Source organism: Bradyrhizobium daqingense, assembly GCF_021044685.1.
Taxonomy (GTDB): domain Bacteria; phylum Pseudomonadota; class Alphaproteobacteria; order Rhizobiales; family Xanthobacteraceae; genus Bradyrhizobium; species Bradyrhizobium daqingense.
The window spans coordinates 4020527-4040219 of the sequence record NZ_CP088014.1; the positions used below are offsets into that span (position 1 = coordinate 4020527).

The following is a 19693-nucleotide window of genomic DNA, read 5'->3' on the forward strand; positions in this document are numbered from 1 at the left end:
GAGATCAGAGATGGCCGGGGAGTTGCGCATGTTCAGGAAATTATCGATCGTCGCCTTTGCCGCCGCGCTGGTCGCGGCGCCTCTGCCGGTGCTGGCGCAGAGCAAGAAGGACAGCGTCGTGATGGCGATGGCGCTGGAGCCGCCGGGGCTCGATCCGACCAATGCCGCCGCCGCCGCGATCGCCGAGGTCACGCTCTACAACATCTACGAGACGCTGACCAAGATCAACGAGGATGGCTCGGTCTCGCCGCTGCTGGCCGAGAGCTGGACCGCCTCGCCCGATTTGAAGACCTACACGTTCAAGCTGCGCAAGGGCGTCAAATTCCACAATGGCGAAGCGTTCAACACCGCCGCAGTGAAGTTCTCGTTCGAGCGCAACGCTGCGCCGACCAGCACCAACAAGGACAAGAGCCTGTACCAGGCCTTCGAGAAGGTCGAGGCGTCCGACGCCGACACTATCGTGATCACCATGAAGTACGGCGAGCCCAACCTGCCGTTTCTGCTCGGGCAGGCGGGCGGCTCGATCGTCGAACCGAAGAGCGCGGCGACGAACATCACGCAGCCGGTCGGCACCGGGCCTTATCAGCTAGGGGTCTGGGCGAAGGGCTCCTCGATCACGCTGACCAAATGGGCCGACTACCGCAACGCCGCCGCGATCAAGCTGTCCAAGGTAACGATCCGCTTCATCTCTGATCCCGCGGCGCAGACCGCCGCGCTGCTCTCGGGCGACGTCGATGCGTTCCCGCGCGTTGCGGCCCAGCGCACCATCGCGCAGTTCAAGGCCGATCCGCGCTTCAACGTCCAGGTCGGCGGCTCGCGGGCCAAGACCATCGTCGCGATCAACCATCGCAAGAAGCCGCTGGACGACGTCCGTGTCCGCCGCGCCATCCTTGCCGCGATCGACCGCAAGGCGATGATCGACGGCGCCGTCGACGGTTTCGGCACGCCGATCGGCAGCTTCTATGTGCCGGGCGCGCTCGGCTACGTCGACACCACCGGCATCAACCCCTACGACCCCGTGAAGGCCAAGAAGCTGCTCGCGGAAGCCGGCGTCACCACCCCGCTCGAATTGTCGCTGAAGCTGCCGCCGCCGTCCTATGCACGGCAGGGCGGCGAGATCGCCGCGGCCCAGCTCGCCAAGGTCGGCATCGTCGCCAAGATCGAGAACGTCGAATGGGCGCAGTGGCTCTCTCAGGTGTTCGCCGGCAACGGACCGCACAATTTCGATCTCACCATCATCAGCCATGTCGAGCCGTTCGATCTCGTCAAGATCACCGAGCCGGACTACTATCTCGGCTACAACAACGCGGCGTTCAACGCACTCTACAAGGAGATCGTGTCGACCCCTGACGAGGCCGCTCGCGCCAAGCTGCTCGGCGACGCCCAGCGCATGCTCGCGACCGACGCCGTCTCCGCCTACCTCTATCAGCCGCAGCTCATCACCATCACCAACAAGAAGCTCAAGGGCGTCTGGAAGGACGTCCCGCAATACGAGAACGATTTCTCGACCTGGTATTGGGAGTAGGGGTGCGGGCGGTTGCTGTGTCCTCTCCGCTCCCGGAGAGAGCAGCTCCAAACAAAAATGAAAAACAACCCCATGCACAGTAGCCGGGCATAGTCATTTCAATGACTTGCGCGTTGCGCAGGTCATGGTCTGCGCAATGCGCTCGGACGTTGACCCGTCGGGCAAAACACCGGCATGATGTCATCGTCGATCAGGGACGCGCCGTCAGGCGAGGCAGCCGTGAACGAGCCGTGCCGCCGCGATACCGGTAGCACCGCGGCGGCCGTTAGGGCCGAGGCGCTGGTGCCACTCGAACTCGACGATGCATCAATGGGCGATCTCGTCCAAGCCGTGGTCAATGGGCACTCAACGCTGTGCGCGCGGTCAACCCTGATGCGCTGGCGACCGCCGGCGAACTCGACGGCACAAAACCATCCGCTTGGCGGAAGCTGGCCGGCCTCCCGATCCTTGCTTATGAGCAGGCCTCCAACAAGCGCAAGCCGCCGCCGGGTTTGCCCTTGCCTTAATGGTAGCGCGGACACGTGGCCGAGCCCGCGGGATGCCCTCATCCGAGGTGGGCATCACGATGTGCGCCGTCAGAAGTGCAGCAAAGACGCCGTTACTTCTACCGGCGCGCGTTTTGTTGAAGGAAGGAAATCGTATCAGCAATGGATTTGTCGCGAATCGCCGCGTCAAATCCCATCGAGTAGCCGGGCGCTGCGGCGAGGCAGGCGCGAAAGGCGGAAGGGTCGAAAGGCTTCGCCTCGCCGTCGATGAGCAAGGCCGGCCGCTTCGGGCTGAGCAGGAAGAACGGACATTTTTTTATGCTGACTAAGTCCGGGTAAAAGCGGGCGGTGGCGAGATCGGGGACTGTCCACGCATGATAGGCGCCTGGATAGACCACCTTCTGGATCGGAGCCGGCACTCCAGCTGCGCTGGCGTAAGCCAGATAGCTCTCGATCTTTGCCGGCGGCAGGTTGTCGTCCTTGTCGCCGAGCAACATCAGGACCGGGGAGCCGGTATAGGCACCGGGTTCGGCGACCGCGCCAAAAGTGCCGCTGGGATAGAATGCGACGTGGGCGGCAAACTGGTCAGGTCCGGGATTGAGCGCCGACCGCAGCGCTTCGAAGGCGGTGAGGTGGGCAACCTCGGCGCCGTATGAGAACCCGATGATCGCAATGTGCTTGGCGTCGACCCGAGGCTCGCGGGAAAGAAGTCGCAGCGCGGCGTATGCGTCCGCAACTCCAATCGCCAGATAACCGGGTGACCCTTGCAGGGCTACGCCCGTAGTTCCGCGCGCGGCAAAGCTGTCATAAGTCAATGTGGCAAAGCCAACCTTGCGCAATTCGGCGGCAACATAGCCTTCGTTCACATCGCGATAGCCGGCGAGTGTGTGAACCACGATTACTGCGGGATAGTGATCCTTCACTTGTTCGGGAAAGCCGAGAGTGGCCTGGACCGTCACCGATGCGGCCATAGCCTCTCGCGCCAGGACCTGGCTCATGTCTCTGTAGGTGGCGGATTGAAAGGTGACCGCGGTGGAGTATGACTGAATCGTCTGACAGTGCCCAGTCGCTGTTGCGTAGGCGATCGTCGCAATCAATACGCATAAGCTCTGGTACATTCGCATGATGGATCAGCGGCAGCACAGTCTCTGTTGTTTGAAGAACATCACTTTGTCCGTTTTTCGTGATCTTTGAGATACGCCCGCCGCATGTCACCGGGTTTTTGAGGAGCTGGAAGACGAGCGACGACCTCCCGAGGGAGCTGTACTCCAACGCCCTCCGATCTTCGTAGGATGTCATGTGCCAAAGCTGGGATAGTGGCGACGCTTAAGATAAACACCGTAAGGGTCAGCCGCATGTTCGCCCCTTTGAGAAGGATCGCTTTGAGGAATAGCATTCCTTCGATACTACCGGAGCGTGTGGCAAAATGAAGGAGTAAGTGGAGGCCGGGCTGAGATAAGCCAGCGAGAGGAAGCTGCGCTCCACAACGCCATTGAACGTTTGGACCCCCCATGCGTTAGTCGGCGGATGACGGCCATGCACCATTCGGCATGACGAGGCCGCCACGGAGTTCGGTGCTTGCTCAAACTATACAGATGGCCGTCCGACGACTGGCGGAATATCGGTGCGGAAATGCCCTCGGAGATCATCTGGGCCGATCTCCTGAATGCGACCGACGAGGAAAAGCAGTTCGTCGAACGGCTGCTCGGGATCCGCATTCCTTCCGAAGAGTCTCTCAGCGAGATCGAGGCGTCGAGCCGCCTGATCCGCGACCACGGCACGCTCTATCTCAGCGCGCCGGCGGTCAGGCTCACCGAGGACAACGAGGCCGAGATCACGCCGGTGGGATTCGTGATCGGCCCGCACGTGCTGGTCACGGTGCGGTTTGCCGAGCTGCCGATCTTCGATGACATCGGCAAGCGCATCGGCTCCGACGACAGCCTGGAGAACGGCATGTGCGTGTTCACCAGCCTGCTCGAAGCCATGATCGATCGTGGCGCCGACGTGCTGGAGCATCTCGGCGCCAGGGTCGACACGCTTTCGCGGGGTGTTTTCAGGGGCGGGCTCGTCCGCACCCAGCGTCCGGTGCGCTCCAGCCGCAGGATGCGCGAGGCGCTGGAGAACATCGGCGAGCTCGCCGATCGATTGGCCAAGGCGCGCGATGTCCTGCTCGGCGTCGGCCGAATCGCGTCATTTGCCGGCGATGTCGGGAGTGAGTGGATCACGGCGGCGTCGAAGACGCGCCTTCATGCCGTGTCGAAGGATGTGGTGTCGCTCAGCGACTACGAGACGCGCCTGTCCGACAAGATCCAGCTGCTGCTCGATGCGGTGCTCGGCTTCATCAACATCCAGCAGAACGAGCTGTTCAAGGTCCTGACCATTGTCTCCGTCGTGGGCGTGCCGCCGACCATCCTCGTCGGCATCTGGGGCATGAACTTCAAGTACATGCCCGAGCTGGAATGGACGTTCGGCTATGCGTTGGCTTGGCTCGCAGTGATTGCCAGTGGCGTGCTGCCGCTGATCTGGTTCAAGCGGCGCGGCTGGTTCGAGTGAGAGGCGGCGCATCGCAAGACGATGCGCCGCCGTTCGTTCATGCGGCCTTGGCATCGACGCTGCCGATCCAGTCGCGGGCCAGCGTGACGTCGGCTTGCGACAATTGGTGGCCCGCCGGCAGGACCTTGTGGGTCACGCGCGCGCCTGCCTGCGCGAGCAGGGCCGCAAGCTTTGCCGAATTGCTGGCCGGCACGATCGGATCAGCCTGCCCGGACAACAGCAGGATGGGCTTGCCCGCAAGGTTCGCCTTCGGCGGATCCGACAGCGGTACCATGGCGCGCAGCAGGATCGCGCCTGCAAGCACGTCCGGCTCCAGCAGCAACAGCGCCGCGGCGATGTTGGCGCCGTTGGAGAACCCGACCGCGACCGGCGCGGCGATGCCGTAGCGCTGCCGCGCCTCCTTGACGAACTCGCCGAGCTCGTGCGCGCGGCGGCGGACGTCGTCCTCGTCGAACACGCCCTCGGCGAGACGGCGGAAAAAACGCGGCATGCCGTGCTCGAGCACGCGGCCGCGCGGCGAGAGCAGGGCGGCGCCGGGCGAGATCATCCGGCCGAGCCCGAGCAGGTCGTTCTCGTCGCCGCCGGTGCCGTGCAGCAGCAGCAGTGGAGGGGAGCCCGCGCTGGTCGCGGGCTCGAAGCGATGGATGAATGCAGTTTCGGTCATGATGCGGTCTCTTCCAGGTTCGGCAGAACGCCTTCGATCTGCTTGCGATGCTGTTCGAGGAAAACGGGCAGCTTCAGGTCGCGCCCGAGGGTCGCGACGGGTTCGTCGACGGCGAAGCCGGGGATGTCGGTTGCGATCTCGAACAGCACGCCGCCGGGCTCGCGGAAGTAGATGGAGCGGAAGTAGTTGCGATCCCTCTGCTCGGTCGGGTGCAGGCCGTGATTGCTCACGAGCTTTTGCGCCATCTTGCCCTGCTCGGCATCATCGGCCGCGCGGAAGGCGATGTGGTGCACCGAGCCGCCACCCTGATGTCCGCGCAGGAAACCCTTGGCCTCGTAGATGTCGACCACGCTGCCTTCGACGTCACCCGGCGCCTTGAAGCGGATCACCGACCCCTCGCGTCCGCTCTCCTTGAAGCCGAACACGTCGGTGAGCACGGCGGCCGTCTTCGCCGCGCTGTCGAGCAGCAGGGTCACACCGTGGAAGCCGCGGATCGCGTGCTCGGCCGGGACGTCGCCATTGCTCCAGCCGGGCTCGTTCTCGGCGCCGGGAATGCCGACCAGCGCGAGCGCCATGCCGTCGGGATCGGTGAACGGCAGCACGGATTCGCCAAAACGCTTCTCCAGCGCCTCGTAACGAATGCCCTTCTCGGTGAAGCGCTGCGTCCAATAGCCGAGCGAGCGTTGCGGCACGCGGAAGGCGGTCTGATGGGTCTCGCCGACGCCGCGGCGCCCGGCCGGAACGCCAGCCCATGGGAAGAAGGTCAGGATGGTGCCGGGGCGGCCGGTCTCATCGCCGTAATAGAAGTGATAGGTGCCGGGATCGTCGAAATTGACCGTCTTCTTGACGAAGCGGAGCCCGAGATCCCGCGTGTAAAAGCCGAAATTGCGGATGGGATCGCCGGCGATCGCGGTGACATGGTGCAGTCCAGACATTGTCGTCCTCCAAATTCGGGGAGCGGTCTTGCTCTGGCGGGAAATATCGTTCCGCTTTAGATTGGAGACAATCCATGCAAATATGACGGCTATGTCTACGATTTGGAAACAATTATCGGAGCCGGCCCTTGGATAAGCTCGGCAGCCTGCGGGCCTTCGTGAAGGTGGTCGAAAGCGGCAGCTTTGCCGAGGCCGGCCGGCAGCTGCGGCTGTCGCGTTCGGCGATCAGCAAATACATCGCCGACCTCGAGGAGAGCCTCGGCGTCCAGCTCCTGAACCGGACCACCCGGCACGCCAGCCCGACCGAGAACGGCCAGCGCTATTTCGAGCGCGCGGTCGTGATCCTCTCGGAGATCGAGGCCGCCGACCAGGCGGTGGCGCAGGCCCAATCGGCGCCGCGCGGCCTGCTGCGCGTCAACGCACCGATGTCGTTCGGCACGATGCGGCTCGGGCCGATCCTCGCCGATTTCATGGCGCGCTATGGCGAGCTCCAGCTCCAGATCGTGCTCAGCGACGACCTGCTCGATCCCGTCCAGGACGGCTTCGACGTGACCTTGCGGATCGCGGAATTGGAATCCTCCAGCCTGATCGCGCGAAAAATCATGCCGGTGGCGCGCATGATCTGCGCCTCGCCGGATTATCTCGCGCGGCACGGCACGCCAAAGCATCCGCAGGATCTGCGCGAGCACGCCTCGCTGACCTACGGTTTCCTGCTCACCGGCAATCAGTGGAAGCTCACAGGCCGCGACGGCGATCACTGGATCCAGCCGGCATGGTCGCTCTGCGTCAACAATGCCGAGGTGCTGCGCGACGTCGCGGTCAAGGGCAGGGGGCTCGCGCTGCTGCCGGAGTTCATTGCGGCCGATGCGTTGAAGAAGGGCGAGCTGCGAACGGTGCTGGATGATTATTCTGCGCCGCCGCTCGCGCTCTATGCGGTGTATCCGCCGACGCGGCATTTGTCGCTGAAGGTGCGGTTGTTCATCGATTTTCTGGTGGAGCGGTTTGGGCGCGAGGATGAGGAACTTAGCGGGCGCAGACGTGTGGAGGCTGGGCCGTGAAGCCACGAATCTGCCGGGGCAACGGCTCGCAGCGATCTGTCACCATAAATCATGAAGGCGAACTACCCGGCGGCCAGTCTAGGGATCTGGCGCTGAAATTGTGAGCGGCATGGGTTCTCCCATTGTCAACGTTGTTGACAGTGATTCCTCGGAATTGCTCTTGCGCGAATGATAAGATGAAGTTCGGCAACCAGCAGAGGCCATGATGATTGTGCCTGTGCTGAGAGTCCCGCGCAGTGGTTAGATACGAATATACCGCAGCGGAAACTTGAACTTTCTTCCCGTGGCTTGGGACTCATATTCGCGTCCCGACTTCGCGCCTCAGGACAGAGAGAGTTCAGCCGCTGTCGGGGCGTTGCCGAGGGCTCTCTTCCATGCCACCGCGAAGAGCCTGGCTCGATGAGCAGCCCGCACTTCTCGACTTGGTTTCAACAAGCGCAGGAGGAAGCTATGCGGAAGTCTCTCACCTTTTTCTTTTCTGGCGTGGTATTGGCCGTCGCGGCGTCAACCGCCGTAGCCGGCGAGCGGGTGCTCGAGTTCAAGCTCGTCACCAAGCCGCTCGACCTCAAGGTCATAGAAGCCGCAAACGTCGAAGGACAGACGGTCGTGTCCGGGAAATTCTTTGGCGTCGCCGTCTTCAGCGATGGGCGTATCGGCGTGAAAGAGTTCGTCAATGCTTCGGACTTGCTCAAAGGGTCGGGCCCCTTCTTCGGCTATAGCACTTACACGTTCGAGGAAGGCTCGATTACGGCGCGCTACACCGGATCGGCCAAAGACGGCAAATCAACGGGCGAATACACGATCCTGTCGGGCACTGGTGCCTATGCGAACGCAACGGGCACCGGAACAATCGAAAGCGCGCCGAACCCATTCAAGGGCGTCAACCTGCTCAATATAAAGCTGGTCGTTAAAACTTCGGGCTCGTGACGGCGAATGCTGACAGGTCCCGCACGAAGCTAGTCGATCCCTTGGGAAGCGCGTTGGCTCGGCCGGCAACGCATTGCCGGCCGAGCGACCTGCTGAAGAATGGGCTGGCGTCGTGGGATTGATCTTTCGCTCGGCCAGCTGGACGCTTGAGAACGCCAACCTGAGCAAATCTAGCTGACCGATCGCTGATCGGCAGGTTCAAGCAGATCATTCAGGCTTGCACCGACGCCTGCTGAAGCTCAGCGACTTCGCGCGCAGCACCTCGAGATCGGCAGGTGACATCGCGGCCGCCGCCAGCTCGACATCGCGGCTGCGCTCGAACAGGCGGACGAGGCCGAGCGCACTCGCCGCGCTGCCGAGCTGGTGCGCTGGATCGTGCCAGCTGCCTGTGATCGCCGGTCGCCGCCGCCCTGGTGATGTCGTCGATCAGCCTTGCGCTTGTCTCGCCCAGCAGATGATGGAGCTTGTCGATTTGCGCGGCGCCGAGCAACTCGCGCTGGTCGTCGAGAAAGGACTGGTCGATCTATTCGTCCGCGGCGAGTGGCCCGAGACTATTGCGCTACTGCTCACGGACTTACGCGGTCGCCCCACTGGCCTTGATCGTAGGCCTGCAGAATGCGGACAAAATCGGCCATGCTGGATTGATCTCGGTGTTCGGCCATAGCCGCAGCCCGAGGATCGGATGCAGGCTGGCTCCCTTGCCAAAACCGCGCGAGGAGATCGGCGATGTTTCTCATGGCGTACTCTCTGCAGCCAAGTGTGACAGTAGATCAAGTACCGGAGCGGCGTCGCGCCGTTCGACGAGAGACAGGCCGGCGGGCGTTACGCCGCCGACTTGTCCTGCAACTGCCGGCTCGCGGGCCCGGTTCCGTTGCTTTTCACTGTGCGTTCATAGGTAGCATGGAGCTTTGGCCGTCGCCATTGTGCGCGGGTATGACGTGACCATACGGACGTAGGGTCAGCTCCGCGAGCGCTGCTCGGCCGGCTGCAGCAGATCGTCAAGCGCGTGCATCGACGCTTCCCGCAGCGCGGCGAGTTCGCGAGCGGCACACAGGCATTCGCCAGGGGTCATCGCGGCCGCCGCCAGCTCGACATCGCGGCTGCGTTCGAACAGGCGGACGAGGCCGAGCGCACTCGCCGCGCTGCCGAGCTGGTGCGCAGATCGCGCGAGCTGCGTGTGATCGCCGTTTGCCGCCGCCTTGGTGATGTCTCCGATCAATTTCGCGCTGGTCTCGCCCAGCAGATGGTGGAGCTTGTCGATCTGGGCAGGACCGAGCAGCTCGCGCTGATCGTCGAGGAAGCGCCGGTCGATCAGTTCGTCGGCAGCGAGTTGCGCGGTTGCGGGCTCAATCTGCGCGTCATCCTCGATCGCCTCCCGCAGCGCGTGAATCAGGATCGGCTTGCTCACGACCTTGGCGATCCCTGCGCCGGCGAGCCGCTCGCGCGCCCTGGTGGACACGTCGGCGGTCACGGCGATGATGCGCGGCATCCTGGCGAGACCGAGCTTGCCGATCTTTGATGCCGCCTCCACGCCGTCCATGTCGGGCATGTGCAGGTCCATCAGGATGACGTCGAACACCTGGTCGCGGGCGAGTTCGATCGCGGACGTACCGTTCCTCGCGATCATGGCCCGATGGCCGAGCCTGTTCAGAATGGCTTCGCCGACCTCGCAATTGACGGGGTCGTCGTCGACCAGTAGCACGTGGAGCTGGCGTGATGGCGGCGGAAGCGGGCCTTGTGCGAGACCACTCGCGGCGAGGCTGAGCGGCACTTGCAGCGTGAAGGTGCTGCCTGCGCCCGGCGCGCTCTCGACCGTGAGCTCGCCGCGCATCAGGCGGGTCAGGCGGCGTGCGATTGCAAGGCCAAGGCCGGTGCCGCCGAAGCGACGCGCGATGCTGTCGTCGGCTTGGACGAAATCCTCGAAGATCCGCTCGTGCAGGTCGGGCGCGATGCCGATGCCGGTGTCGCGAACGCTGATGCGCAGCAGGACCTGATCGTCGTGCCGCTCGGCTGCCGCGCTCAAGCCGATGCCGCCGCTCGGGGTGAACTTGATCGCGTTGCCGACCAGATTGAGCAGGATGCGATTGAGCCTGACGGGGTCGCCATGCACGGCGGTGTTGACCGCGGCATCGCAGGCGAGGTCGAAGGTCAAGCCTTTGGCGACGGCCTGGGGGCGCATCAGGTCGGCGGCGGCCTCGATGAGCTGGTCGAGACGGAAATCCCGCGTTTCCAGCGTTTCGGTGCTGGCCTCGAGGCGGGCGTATTCCAGCACCGCATCGACCAGCGCGATCAGCGTCTCGCCCGATGCGGCGGCGGTGGCGAGATGGCGCCGTTGGGTCTCGCCGAGGCCGCCGTCATTCAGCAATTGCAGCATGCCCATCACGCCGTTCAGCGGCGTGCGCAGCTCGTGGCTGACGACGGCGAGGAAGCGCGACTTGGTCTCGTTGGCCGCGACGGCGGCGCTACGCGCGCGCTCGGCAGCGTCGTGCTCAGCCAGCGCGTGATCCCTGGCCTTCTCGAGCTCGGAGGTGCGTTCCACCACCTTGCGTTCGAGCGTGGCGTAGGACTCGCGCAGATGCGCGGCCATGCGATTGAACTGGTCGCCGAGCGCCTCCAGCTCGTCACCGGTGTTGATCGCGAGCCGCTGGCCGAGATCGCCGCTGCCGATCCGCTTCGCGCCTTGCGTCAGCATCTGGATCGGCACGGTCATGCGCCGGCTGAGAAAGAGCGATACCAGCACCGCGCAGGCCAGCAGGATGACCAGCAGAAACGTCGAGCGCCCGATCGACGCATAGATCGGCGCGTAGGCTTCGGTGAGCGGCAGTTCCACGAACACCAGCCAGCCGAGCGAGGGCACCGTCGCATAGGTCGACAGCACGCGCTGGCCTGACAGATCCTCCTTGACGAGGCCGCCCGAGGGCGGCCCGACGCCGTCGAGTGCGGCGCGGACGTCGGCATGTCCCGAGAGATCGCTGCGCTGGAGCGCCCGCCACAAATCCGGATGCGCGATCAACACGCCCATGCGGTCGACCACATAGGCCTTGCCGGTGTTGCCGACCCTGATCCCGGTGACGAGGTCCCAGATGAAGCGCAGATTGACCTCGGCGACGATCACATCCGGAGCGCGGCCGGTGCCGCGCGTGGCGAGGGTCATGAACGGTTCGGTGTCGCCGAAGAAGTAGGACAGCGAGCGGGACGTCCGGGCTGGAAGGATGCGGCGATCCAGACGTCGAAGCCCGCAATTGGTCGTCTGGCACAGGCATGATGACGGGCTTGGGCATGCGGATTCTGTGGGCAGCATGGGCGGTCGGGCTGGCAGCATCCTGCATCGCCTCTGCGCGGGCCCAATCGATCAATCCGGGCGTGATCCAGAACGACGTCGACCGCCAGCGCCGGCTGCTCGAGCAGCAGAGCGCGCCGCCCAAGCTGACGGGGCCGGCGGTGATCGGCGGCGAGCGGGAAAAGTCGCAGCTCCTGAAGCCGGGCGGGCCGAAATTCCGCCTGCGCAAGGTCAATTTCGACGAGTCCAAGTTCATCGCGCCGGCCGAGCTGGACGAGATCGCGAAGAAATATGTCGGCAAGGACGTCGACATCGCCGCGCTGTTGCAGCTCGTCGCCGACATCAACGCCATCTACGCCGCACGCGGGATCGTCACCGGCATTGCGACGCTGCCGGACCAGGACGCCAAGGGCGGCATCGTACGCGTCAAGCTCACCGAAGGCCGGCTGCAGAAGACGACCGTCGAAGGCAATAAGCAAACCCGCACCGACTACATCCTCGATCGCGTGAAGGAGCCCAAAGGCGAGGTCCTGGACGTTCCCAAGCTCAATCGCGACGTGATCTGGTTCAACCGCACCAACGACGTGCAGATCAAGGCGCTGCTCCAGCCCGGCACGAGCTTCGGCCTGACCGACCTCCAGTTCGCGGTGATCGAGCCGCCGGTCGACACCTGGCAGCTCTTCGTCGACAACCAGGGCGTGGAGAACACCGGCCGCTGGCAAGGCGGCACCTTCTACAAGCGTCACGGTCTGTTCGGCGTCGACGACCGCCTGACCTTCTACGGCGTCCGCTCCGACGGCAATCTCAACGGCAACGCCTCCTACAGCATTCCGGTAAATCCCTGGGGCGGGCGGCTCGGCGTCAGCTACACCGAAGGGAAGATCAAGATCATCCAGGGTCCGTTCGTCGCGCTCGACGTCACCGGGCGCTCGAGCCAGGCCTCGGTCAATTTCAGCCAGCCGGTCTGGGTGACGCAGGACTGGCTGGTGCTGGTCAACGCCGCCCTGACCGAGGGCAAGACGGTGAGCCGCTTCGCCACGGTCGCCGTCACCGACGATCACTACGACAGGTCCACCGCCGGTCTCTCCGTGACCAAGTCCGGCAACGCCTATTCGATCACAGTTTCGCCCGCCGTGAACTACATCGAATGGCAGGATCACGTGCTGGGCGGCAACCGCACGTTCAACACCTATACCGGCTCGCTGCTCGCAACCAGCGCCGCGGGCCCGGCGAATTTCAGCGCCAACGTGCTGGCGAGCTGGCAGTACACCCAGGAAAAGCTGCTGCCCGGCAGCCAGATCTTCTCGATCGGCGGCCCTACCACCGTGCGCGGCTATCCCTCCAATTCGGCCTCCGGCGACAGCGGCTATTATTTCAATGCCGAGCTGCACTACAATTGGTCGCAATGGCTGAGGGGTTTCGACACCTACGTCTTCACGGATTGGGGCGCGGTGTACTCGACATTCCCAGGGGTGACCGAGCTCGCTTCGGTCGGCGTCGGCTTCTCCTGGACCTACGTGCCGGGCATGACCTTCGAGGCGAACTACGCGACGCCGCTGAAGATGGCGGTGTCGACCCAGAACCATTACGAGGCCTATGGCCGCGTCATCTTCCGGCCGTTGCTGATGTTTCAGAAGGAAATCCCCGCGCCCGTGGTGGCGGTGGACGGCAGGAGCAAGTCGTAGCGGCGGGCTACGCCGCACACTCCGCGATCATTGCACGACAGTCTCGATCTCGTGCCCCGGACGCAGCGCAGCGCCTCTTCGGCGGTGCGCTGCAGAGCCGGGGCCCATGCAGCGGCAAGTGCCAGTCTCCTGGGTCCCGGCTCTGCGGAGCGTCACTGCGTGCCGCACCGCGTCCGGGACACGAACACCGTGGCTCGACGACGGATTGTGCGAGCGCTACCGCCGCAACGTGAACTCATCCGCGCCGCGCCGATGCTCCCATTTCGCCTGCTCCAGCTCGGGCCGGTCGCATTCGGCTTCGGGATAACCGATGCAGAGATAGGCGATGAGCTTCCAGGATCGCGGCACGTCGAGGATGGCCTGAATGCGGTCCGGATTGAGGATCGACACCCAGCCGATGCCGATCCCATCGGCACGTGCGGCCAGCCACATCGCGGTGATCGCGGCGACCACCGAATAATCCGTCGTCTCCGGCATCGTGGCACGGCCGAGGCCGTGGCCGATGTCGCTGGCCTTGTCCGCGAACACGGCGAGGTGGCCGGGTGCCTGCTCGAGGCCCGACAGTTTCAGCGTCGCATAGCGCGCCGCGCGCTCGCCGGCATAGGCCTTCAAGGCATCGGCGTTGCACGTCTTGAAGTCCTCGATCACGGCGCGGCGGCGTGCGGCATCGTCGACGATGACGAAGCGCCAGGGCTGGCTGAGGCCGACCGAGGGAGAAAGACAGGCGGTCTCGATCAGGCGATCGATGGCGCCCGCCGGCAAAGGGTCGGTTCGAAAGCGGCGCACGTCGCGGCGCCACACGAACAGCTCGCGCAGATGCTGACGGAAGGTGTCATCGAACTCGACCATCATCGCCCCGACAGGAAGGAAGCCGCGACCAGCAGGATCAGGATCTCGCTTGTCTGCTCGAACGCGCCGAGGATGTCGCCGGTCTGCCCGCCGATCTGGCGGATGGCAAGCCGCGCCAGCAGAAGGCCGGCGAGCGCCAGCAGGATCAGGCCGACCAGCGCCTTGGCCGGCCCGAGCGTGAGCGCGAGAACGAGCGTGCCGACGCCGAAGGCAATCGCGACGCTGCGGCCCGGCGGCGCTCCGGCGCTTGCCGACAATCCATCCGGTCGCGCCGGCGGCACCAGCGACATGAAGGCCGGCACGCCCGCACGGGCAGCGGTGTGCGCGGCGCACAACGCCAGCGTAACGGCCCAGGGATTGGCGATTGCCGCAAGCGCGCTCCAACGCAGGCCGAACGACATGATCAGCGCGCAGACGCCATAAGTGCCGATCCGGCTGTCGCGCATGATCTCCAGCTTGCGCTCGCGCGTGCGCCCGCCGCCGAGCCCGTCGGCGGTGTCGGCAAGCCCGTCCTCGTGTAGCGCGCCGGTGATGAGGGTGGTCGTGGCGAGTGCGAGGAGGGCGGCGAGGTTCGGCGTCAGCCCGACGTGGATGGCGACCTTGTAGACCAACGCGCCGGCGAGGCCGACCAGGAGTCCTGCGACCGGAAGCGCCCATGTCGCGCGCGCGATGGCGCCGTCGCCTGCGGGCTTCGACGATGCGACGGGAAGGATCGTGACGAAGGATGCCGCCAGCCTGAGATCGGCGACGACATTCCGGATCGTCTCGACGCCTGGCATCATTTCAACTTCATCGGCAGGCCGGCGACCACGAACTCGACCTCGTCGGCAACGCCGGCGAACGTCTGGTTCATGACCCCGGCAGCATCGCGATAGGCGCGCGCCAGCGGATTGTCGGGCACGATACCGAGGCCGACCTCATTGGTGACCATGATGACCGGACTCCGCAAGCGAGGGAGAACGTCAGCGAGGCGCGTTACCTCGCGCGACCAGTCGCGCTCGGAATGCAGCAGGTTGGACAGCCACAACGTCAGGCAATCGACCAGTCTCGCGCCGCCGCCCTCGGTTTCGACCAGGGCCTGCACCAGATCGAGCGGAACCTCGCGCTCGATCCAATTGGCTCCGCGTCGCGCGCGATGCGTTGCGATGCGATCCTCCATTTCGGCGTCGAGCGCCTCGGCCGTGGCAATATAAACTGGCCGCCCGGGAAAGGCCTGCGTGCGCGTCTCCGCACGCCGGCTCTTGCCCGATCGCGCTCCGCCCGTGATCAAGATGACGGCCATGAAAGGTCTCCTGCCGGCAGCACTAATCACCAAACGGGACCAAAGACAAAGCCGAAATCAGGCGGGCAGGGGCTTGCGCTCCGCCCTCGCTTTGCGCAACAGGGGCGGGACAGGAGGCAGGTGTGAGCTTTGCGGGCGCGATGGTGGTGGCGATGGCGGTGGATGCCCTTCTGGGCTGGCCGGACCCGCTATTCGCGCGGCTCGGCCATCCCGTGACCTGGCTGGGCCGGCTGATCAATGCGATCGATACTGCCTGGAATCGCGCGTCCGATCCGCCATGGCTTCGCCGCACCGCAGGTATTGCCGGCACGCTCGTGGTGATCGCGCTTGCCGTTGTACTCGGCTGGGTCCTTCAATCAGTGCTTGCCTCGGGCTGGATCGAGATCGTGCTGGTCGGCATCCTCGCCTGGCCGCTGGTCGCGCTACGCTCGCTGCATGATCATGTGGCTGCCGTCGCAAAGCCCTTGAGCGTCGGCGATATGGCTGGCGCACGCGCCGCGGTCTCGCGCATCGTCGGTCGTGATCCCGCAGCGCTCGACGAAGCCGGCATCGCGCGCGCGGCGATCGAGAGCCTCGCGGAAAACGCATCCGACGGCATCGTCGCGCCGGTGTTCTGGGGCGCGCTGTTCGGCCTGCCCGGCATTTTCGGCTACAAGGCGATCAACACGCTGGACTCGATGATTGGCCATCGCAGCGAACGGCACGAAGCCTTCGGCTGGGCCGCGGCGCGCATCGACGATGTCGTCAACTTCATTCCGGCGCGCCTGACCGGATTCCTGTTCGTGCTGCTGGCGCCGCGCCGATCCGAAGCGCTGTCATGCATGACGCGCGATGCGCGACGTCATCGCTCGCCCAACGCCGGCTGGCCCGAAGCAGCCATGGCCGGCGCGCTTCGAGTGCGGCTCAGCGGCCCCCGCATCTATCACGGCAGCATCACGAACGAGCCGTGGCTCAACGAAGGCGCGCGCGATCCGCTCGCCGCCGATATCGACGAGGGGCTGGCGGTGTATCGCCGCGCCATGCTGCTGCTCGCCGGCGTGCTTGCGATCCTGGCCTTCGCGTGAAAGAACGGGGCATGCGCGAGCACGGTGGAAATCTCGATCTGGCCCAGCAGCGTTTTGGCGGCCGCGCGGAAGACTGGATCGACCTGTCGACCGGGATCAACCGGTTGCCTTATCCCGTGGGCGAGGTGAGCGCGCGCGCATGGAGTGCGCTGCCGTCGCACGCCGAGACCGAGACGTTGCATCAGGCGGCACGACACGCCTATCGCACGAACGCGCCGATCGTCGCGATCGGCGGCGCGCAGGCCGCGATTCAAATGCTGCCGCAGCTCGCGCCGCCCGGCCGTGCGCGCATTCTGGCGCCGACCTACAATGAATATGCCGGAGTGCTGTCGGCTGCCGGTTGGGAGGTCGAAGAGGTCAGGGAGCCCGACGCACTGGCTGGCGCGGATTTCGCCATCCTCGTCAATCCCAATAATCCCGATGGCCGGTGCTCTGCGCCACGAGATTTGCTGGCGTTGCTGCCGCGCGTCGGCCGTCTCGTCATCGACGAGAGTTTTGCGGACGCGCTTCCGCAGCTGTCGCTCGCGCCTCAGGCGGATCGGCCGGGATTGCTGATCTTACGCTCGTTCGGAAAGTTTTACGGACTTGCCGGCTTGCGGCTGGGTTTTGCTATCAGCAACGCAGACGATATCGGCAAGCTCGCGGCGCTGTCGGGCCCGTGGCCGGTCTCGGGCGCGGCGATCGCAATCGGCAGCCGCGCCTTGCGTGACGATGCCTGGGCCGAGGCCACGTCAGCGCGACTTGTTCGCGATTGTGGACGTCTCGATGAGATGGCGCGCGGGAAGGGCTGGACGCTCGTTGGTGGTGGGCCGCTATTTCGGCTGTACGAAACGCCCGACGCACTGGTCGCCCAGGAAAAGCTCGCGCGTGGCCAGATCTGGTCCCGCGTTTTCGCGCAGAACCCGACATGGCTACGCCTCGGGCTTCCCGGCAGCGAAGTTGAATGGACGCGTCTTGCCGAAGCTCTAGCGCGCTAGCGCGAGCAGGCCGTCGACGTCGAGGTGTTTCTCGATGTGATCGGCGAAGGCATCGAGCGCGCTCTCGACCCTGGCATGATAAGGCTCGTCCCCTGCGGGAATGTCGAGCTTGGCGAGATACGCCTTGCGGAACTCGTCCGACGTGAAAAGGCCGTGCAGATAGCTGCCCTGCACGCGGCCATCGCGCGAGATCGCCCCTTCCGGCTCACCATTCAGCTTCGCAAACGGCCGCGCACGATCGGGCCCGTCGGTGTGACCGATGTGGATTTCATAGGCCTGGATCGGCTGCTCCGTTGCGGCATGCACGGCGGCGACGCGCGTCAGCGTCTTCTGTGGACTCATCACTGTCTCGACATCCAGCAGCCCGAGGCCCGACGTGTCGCCCGCGGGGCCTTCAATGCCCTCGGGGTCGGCGACGCTGCGCCCAAGCATCTGATAGCCACCGCAGAGGCCGAGCACGTGGCCGCCCCTGCGGTGATGGGCGAGGATATCGATGTCCCAGCCCTGCGCTCGCAGGAAGGCGAGATCTCCGCGGGTGGATTTGGAGCCGGGAATGATGACGAGGCGAACGTCGCCTGGAATGGCTTCCCCCGGACGCACCATCACGAGATCGACGCCCGGCTCGAGTTTGAGCGGATCGAGATCGTCGAAATTGGCGATGCGCGATAGCGCCAGGCACGCGATTTTGCACTGGCCCGGCTTGCGCGCGTCACTCAGGCCCAGCGCATCCTCGGCCGGCAGCTCGCCGGCGCGCGCGAACCAGGGCAGCACGCCGAACCCGCGCCAGGCGGTCTTCGTTTCGATCAGCCGATAGCCGTCGTCGAATAGCGTGGGATCGCCGCGGAACTTGTTGATGACGAAGCCCTGGATCATCGCGGCATCGTCGGGGTCGATCACCGTCTTGATGCCGACGAGCTGGGCGATGACGCCGCCGCGGTCGATGTCGCCGACCAGCACCACCGGCACGTCCGCCTTGCGTGCAAAGCCCATATTGGCGATGTCGGCCTTGCGCAGATTCACTTCGGCCGGACTGCCGGCGCCTTCGACCAGCACGAGATCGGCGCGCGTCTTCAAGCGCTCGAAACTCTCCAGCACCGCGCCCATCAATGACGGCTTCATCGCCGCATAGTCGCGCGCCCGCGCCGTCGCGATGCGCTTGCCATGCACGATCACCTGCGCGCCGACATCCGTCTCCGGCTTGAGCAGCACCGGATTCATGTCGGTGTGCGGCTCGACGCCGGCGGCGAGGGCCTGCAGCGCCTGGGCGCGGCCGATCTCGCCGCCATCGACGGTGACGGCCGCGTTGTTCGACATGTTCTGCGGTTTGAACGGCAGCACGCGCAGGCCGCGCCGCGTGAAGGCGCGCGCCAGGCCCGCGACGATGAGCGATTTGCCCACGTCCGAGCCGGCCCCCTGGATCATCAATGCGCGCGCCATCGTACCTTCAGAACTCGACGCCGGCCTGCGCCTTGATGCCGGAGCGGAACGGATGCTTGACCAGCGTCATCTCGGTGACGAGATCGGCGATCTCGATCAGCTCGTCCTTGGCGTTGCGCCCGGTGAGGACGACATGCGTCATCTCAGGCTTCTGCGTCGTCAGGAATTCGACCACCTCGGCGATGTCGAGGTAGTCGTAGCGCAGCGCGATGTTGATCTCGTCGAGCACGACCATGCGCAGGTTTGCATCGCGGATCAGCTCCTTGGCCTTCTCCCAGCCGGCGCGCGCGGCGGCGATGTCGCGAGCGCGGTCCTGTGTCTCCCAGGTGAAGCCTTCGCCCATCGCATGGAACTGGCAGAGGTCGCCGAAATGGCCGGTGAGCAGCCGACGCTCGCCGGTATCCCATGCGCCCTTGATGAACTGCACCACCGCGCAGGGAAAGCCATGGGCGACGCAGCGGACGATCATGCCGAAGGCCGAGGAGGACTTGCCCTTGCCGGCGCCGGTGTGGACGATGATGAGGCCTTTCTCGCCGCTCTTGGTCGCCATGATCTTGTCGCGGGCGGCCTTCTTCTTCGCCATTTTTTGGGCGTGGCGGGCGTCGGTTTCCTCGCCCGTTTGGGTCTCCGGTTCAGGCGTCATCGGTCCCGGTCCTTCGGCTTGACAAGTGGCGGCCGGCGGCAAATGGTGGGCCGGCGTTGGTTCCTGTCCTATGACAGGCGAAGAGGGAATGCGATAGGGCCCGAATCGACAAGATTTGGGTCCAAAATGCAGCCGCCCCCGCGACCGTGACCGGAGAGATGCCCGAAGCCACTGACTCCCGAGAGGGAATCGGGAAGGCGGGGATCGAAGGGCAAAACCCTGCTCCGCAAGCCGGGAGACCTGCCAGCGCGGACGATTTTGGACCGGCGGACGGGGTGTTCCGCGACGGGGAAACGGGCCTTTCGAATGCGGTCCGTGCGCCTCTTCGC

The 19693-nt window shown here is 65.0% G+C and carries 16 protein-coding genes and 1 riboswitch; of the genes, 7 read left to right on the forward strand and 9 right to left on the reverse strand.

The features are described from left to right. Positions 1-28 precede the first annotated feature (28 nt). Positions 29-1525: an ABC transporter substrate-binding protein gene (locus tag LPJ38_RS19040; RefSeq protein WP_145627269.1), complete on the forward strand. Its 1497-nt coding sequence runs from the start codon at positions 29-31 to the stop codon at positions 1523-1525. A 604-nt stretch (positions 1526-2129) separates the two neighbouring features. Here LPJ38_RS19040 and LPJ38_RS19045 read toward each other — a convergent pair. Beyond that, entirely contained in the window at positions 2130-2981 is an 852-nt protein-coding gene (locus tag LPJ38_RS19045) for a dienelactone hydrolase family protein (RefSeq protein ID WP_158644723.1), read from the reverse strand. A 607-nt stretch (positions 2982-3588) separates the two neighbouring features. Here LPJ38_RS19045 and LPJ38_RS19050 point away from each other — a divergent pair. Then, positions 3589-4563 carry a magnesium transporter CorA family protein gene (locus LPJ38_RS19050; protein WP_145627261.1) on the forward strand — a complete coding sequence of 325 codons (975 nt, stop codon included), beginning with the start codon at positions 3589-3591 and terminating at the stop codon, positions 4561-4563. Positions 4564-4600: 37 nt separating this feature from the next. Here LPJ38_RS19050 and LPJ38_RS19055 read toward each other — a convergent pair whose 3' ends face one another. After that, positions 4601-5227 (reverse strand): alpha/beta hydrolase, encoded by a 627-nt coding sequence (locus LPJ38_RS19055; protein ID WP_145627257.1) that lies wholly within the window; start codon positions 5225-5227, stop codon positions 4601-4603. Beyond that, positions 5224-6162 carry a ring-cleaving dioxygenase gene (locus tag LPJ38_RS19060; RefSeq protein WP_145627253.1) on the reverse strand — a complete coding sequence of 313 codons (939 nt, stop codon included), beginning with the start codon at positions 6160-6162 and terminating at the stop codon, positions 5224-5226. Before LPJ38_RS19060 ends, LPJ38_RS19055 begins: the two co-directional genes overlap by 4 nt. A gap of 128 nt (positions 6163-6290) precedes the next feature. Between LPJ38_RS19060 and LPJ38_RS19065 the strand changes: the two genes are divergently transcribed. Together LPJ38_RS19065 and LPJ38_RS19070 are read left to right on the forward strand one after the other, a co-directional pair. Continuing rightward, positions 6291-7220, forward strand: coding sequence for a LysR family transcriptional regulator (locus LPJ38_RS19065; protein ID WP_167520176.1), 930 nt, complete (start codon positions 6291-6293; stop codon positions 7218-7220). A gap of 399 nt (positions 7221-7619) precedes the next feature. Then, complete coding sequence (locus LPJ38_RS19070; RefSeq protein ID WP_231088329.1) at positions 7620-8147, forward strand: hypothetical protein; 528 nt, start codon at positions 7620-7622, stop codon at positions 8145-8147. A gap of 958 nt (positions 8148-9105) precedes the next feature. Here LPJ38_RS19070 and LPJ38_RS19075 read toward each other — a convergent pair. Continuing rightward, positions 9106-11301 carry an ATP-binding protein gene (locus tag LPJ38_RS19075; protein ID WP_231088331.1) on the reverse strand — a complete coding sequence of 732 codons (2196 nt, stop codon included), beginning with the start codon at positions 11299-11301 and terminating at the stop codon, positions 9106-9108. Positions 11302-11426: 125 nt separating this feature from the next. On the opposite strand from LPJ38_RS19075, the gene LPJ38_RS19080 reads away from it, so the two are divergent. Further along, positions 11427-13112 (forward strand): ShlB/FhaC/HecB family hemolysin secretion/activation protein, encoded by a 1686-nt coding sequence (locus LPJ38_RS19080; protein WP_145627249.1) that lies wholly within the window; start codon positions 11427-11429, stop codon positions 13110-13112. Between the two features lie 216 nt (positions 13113-13328). Here the strand turns inward: LPJ38_RS19080 and bluB are convergent, their stop codons facing one another. The 3 genes from bluB to cobU are packed head-to-tail and all read right to left on the reverse strand — an operon-like array spanning position 13329 to position 15243. Further along, positions 13329-13961: a 5,6-dimethylbenzimidazole synthase gene (bluB, locus tag LPJ38_RS19085; protein ID WP_145627244.1), complete on the reverse strand. Its 633-nt coding sequence runs from the start codon at positions 13959-13961 to the stop codon at positions 13329-13331. Next, positions 13961-14743: an adenosylcobinamide-GDP ribazoletransferase gene (gene cobS, locus LPJ38_RS19090; protein WP_145627241.1), complete on the reverse strand. Its 783-nt coding sequence runs from the start codon at positions 14741-14743 to the stop codon at positions 13961-13963. The genes bluB and cobS overlap by 1 nt, the downstream gene beginning before the upstream one ends. Continuing rightward, positions 14740-15243 (reverse strand): bifunctional adenosylcobinamide kinase/adenosylcobinamide-phosphate guanylyltransferase, encoded by a 504-nt coding sequence (gene cobU / locus LPJ38_RS19095; protein ID WP_167520175.1) that lies wholly within the window; start codon positions 15241-15243, stop codon positions 14740-14742. The genes cobS and cobU overlap by 4 nt, the downstream gene beginning before the upstream one ends. Positions 15244-15365: 122 nt before the next feature. On the opposite strand from cobU, the gene cbiB reads away from it, so the two are divergent. Both cbiB and cobD read left to right on the forward strand, forming a co-directional pair. Next, positions 15366-16307 carry an adenosylcobinamide-phosphate synthase CbiB gene (cbiB, locus tag LPJ38_RS19100; protein WP_167520174.1) on the forward strand — a complete coding sequence of 314 codons (942 nt, stop codon included), beginning with the start codon at positions 15366-15368 and terminating at the stop codon, positions 16305-16307. A gap of 11 nt (positions 16308-16318) precedes the next feature. Further along, on the forward strand, positions 16319-17284 hold the full coding sequence (gene cobD, locus LPJ38_RS19105; RefSeq protein WP_167520173.1) for a threonine-phosphate decarboxylase CobD: 966 nt from the start codon (positions 16319-16321) through the stop codon (positions 17282-17284). On the opposite strand, the gene LPJ38_RS19110 is transcribed toward cobD, so the two are convergent. Both LPJ38_RS19110 and cobO read right to left on the reverse strand, forming a co-directional pair. Next, complete coding sequence (locus LPJ38_RS19110) at positions 17273-18721, reverse strand: cobyric acid synthase (protein ID WP_145627234.1); 1449 nt, start codon at positions 18719-18721, stop codon at positions 17273-17275. The genes cobD and LPJ38_RS19110 overlap by 12 nt on opposite strands. Before the next feature lie 7 nt (positions 18722-18728). Further along, the gene (cobO, locus tag LPJ38_RS19115) at positions 18729-19364 is read right to left on the reverse strand and encodes a cob(I)yrinic acid a,c-diamide adenosyltransferase (RefSeq protein WP_061848750.1); all 636 of its coding nucleotides are present in this window, start codon (positions 19362-19364) and stop codon (positions 18729-18731) included. Positions 19365-19404: 40 nt separating this feature from the next. Then, positions 19405-19626, forward strand: a riboswitch (cobalamin riboswitch). Positions 19627-19693: the final 67 nt, after the last annotated feature.